General features: G+C 43.8%; 2 protein-coding genes. Both read left to right on the forward strand.

Annotation, left to right across the window (positions count from 1 at the left end):
- On the forward strand, positions 1-2,680 hold a 2,680-nt coding region (locus tag B4K20_RS01165; protein WP_289281581.1), incomplete at its 5' end, for a hypothetical protein.
- A gap of 58 nt (positions 2,681-2,738) precedes the next feature.
- Positions 2,739-2,921, forward strand: a 183-nt coding sequence (locus B4K20_RS01170; RefSeq protein WP_289281582.1) for a hypothetical protein, incomplete at its 3' end; no start/stop codon positions are given.

A 2,921-nucleotide genomic window follows, 5' to 3' on the forward strand; every position in this document is an offset into this window, starting at 1 on the left:
AAGTAGAAAACTGAGTACAAGAGCTGTTAACGAATTCACAGACTTTGATATTCGCATCAAGGTTTCATATCGGAACGGTGACCCGGTTCCAGACTGGTTTGGCATTATTAATCCTGTTACAGAAGAAGCGCATAACCTCTTAACGGATAGTTCTGAGGGCACGCTGCATGCCATGATTCCTGTGGCTGGTGACTTTAATGTCACGGTTGAGGTTATGTCACCAAGCGGTATTGATGGTCAAGTAAGGTTTGCTTCTCTGACTAAAGAATTGAATCCCATCACTGAAAGCACGTTACCTATTCGCTTTTACGATCAGGATGATGGTGACGCAGGTAATGATGGCCTTGACCCTTGGGGGGTTAGCCTTACAACGGCAGCCTATACCGACTCAACTCAAATCGTAGAGCAAACAGGGGCTTTCACATCAGTTGATACCGATGCAGCAACGGCTGATATCTGCCCGATTTATCACTACAACTTTATTTATTTATCTGGCGCTACAGAGGGTGGTTTCCCTGCTGGTTTATATCGTTTCACCAAGGTTAATGATAACCAGATTCAACTTGCCGAGGCGCTTGGTGCTGATTATACAAATGTTACCAGCTCTACTGGGCCGAAGCAGACAATCACTGGTGGAGCGTTTGATAATCTTGGTGGTGAGACTTATTACCTATCAGGGAATTATACAAGAAGTTATGCGATTAATTTTAGCTCTACCGGATATCACCTGATCGGGTATAAAAATAGACCAGTCATAACTAATGATTCACCTAGTCGTGTAATTTCATACGGTTTTGGGGGTGGAGGTAGCCTTTCTGGATTTAATTTCTTTGGAAACTTAATAATTGATGGAGAGAGGACTAGTGCATGCGTAGCACAGTCTATGTCATCTAGCGGGGCTGGTACATTCAGAAACCTAGTTCATCGGGTTGATTTCATTAACTCGGTTAGCGCCGGCTCTAGTGTGGACATGCTAACAACTGACACAGGGGAGTGGACGCGAACATTGACTATGCTCCAGTGCAAATTTCAGCAATTAATATCTGATAGGTTTGAGCACACAAGCGCAGGCAATTTAGCTGGAACCATAAACTTTCAAGTATCAGCAACAATAGACCCTTCTACTCCGGCTACTGGCTACCTTTGGTATCTGGATGCTACAGGTCGAATACTATCTGATGACGACACAGTTAGACATAGAATCCCATACCTAAGCTGGTCTGGCGATACTTTTGTTTTGGATTCTGCTACAACAAGAGATTGTCCTGCTGGTGCTTATGTGGTTACTGGTGGGCCAGAGCTATACTCATACCAAGTCGTTCATGATGTGAGAAACAGAGATAGTGATTTTGGTGTTGTAGCCTGTGATTTTGAAACAGATTGCAAGGATGACACTAAAGATCATCATTTATACCCAACAGGTTACCTTGATAACTTGCTCGTTACTCTAAACAACTTCGGTAAAGGTATGGGTGTTTCTTATGCTGTTAATGGTAATTTAAAGTCTCAAATAGAAGATCTGACGCATTACAACATAGCCTTTACAAACAATAAGCTATCCAAGTACATGCGAATGGGCGTTGACTGCTCTATCACAAATACATATTCATACCCTGTTGAGTACGCGGAAGGACTGTTGCTTGCTGACAATTATTCAAATGTTATGCACTGTCTGTATTATGGCAGTAACGCAAGGACTATTCGTTTTGCCAGAAACAGTGATATAGATACTGCTGGATTGCACAACGAGTACACAAATTGGGCGACTGTAGTTTTGGCTACAGCAGCGGCAACAGACAGTGCTGAATTTCATATTACTGCTGACGGCAATGTAGTCACAGATAGGCAGTTCATCAAAGCTGATGACGGTCAAACGCAGTTTGATGTTGTAGATAATGACGCTCAGATTGATTTTGACGGTGTCACTATGCGAATTGACTCAACAGCTTACGCTGATGGGGTTATTGACCGCAACAATCTGTACGCACCTGCGAACGCTGCTGGTTATATCGCTCTCATTGACGGTGCTGGTTATAACATAACAGAGTTCAATACAGAGGTAAGCGGCACAAATACATCAGAAGCGTCAGGGCCTACTTTAACAGAAGTCTTTGTCGGTGATTTTGTTGCACCCGATCTCGCAGACGTTGCAGACCTCACTGGATGGTCTGCTCTTGAAGAAGTATCCAGCATCGCTCTTGAGATAGACTCAAATCAAGTTTATAACCGTGGTGACATCAGCCGCCGCTCTAACTTTGCCGAAGCGGTTATTACTGATGATCACCATGCAACCGTAACAGCAATAACAACTGGAGCATCCACCCGAGTTTATGTATTAACTAGGGTTAACCCTGCACTCATAGGATATGAGGTTAGCCAGTTCTATGCGATGGAATTTGATATAAACACAACCGCGGGAACAGCATCTGTGCAAGCATTTCGTGTTAATGGAGCAACTGAAACCCCTCTCGGTTCTGCTGCGAATCTAACTGGCTTAACTGGCACAAACATATTACAGATGAGAGCTATTGGCACAACATTGGAGATGTATGTGAATGGTGACTTAGCAGCCACAACTACAGATGCTACCTATACAACAGGTAAAACAGGCATGAGGATAATACAGCTTCCTAGTACAACAGCCCGTATCTCTGCCTTTTCGTGCGGCAACATTACCTAAATTAAACAATGCTCATTAAGACCCGCTTCGGCGGGTTTTTTATTGCCTGGAGAAATGGATGAAAAAGCGAATCATAGCCGGTGTTATCGGTGGGCTTGTTCTAGCAAGTCAGCCATTGATGGATTTTCTCAGCAAATGGGAAGGTGGTAGCGGTGGTATGACTGTTTACGCTGACAATCTAGCAAATGGACTACCTACAACCTGCCATGGAATAACAAAGTACGTGACTGATGAGCCTGTG

Source organism: Methylophaga sp. UBA5088 (assembly GCF_002414625.1).
Lineage (GTDB): Bacteria > Pseudomonadota > Gammaproteobacteria > Nitrosococcales > Methylophagaceae > Methylophaga > Methylophaga marina.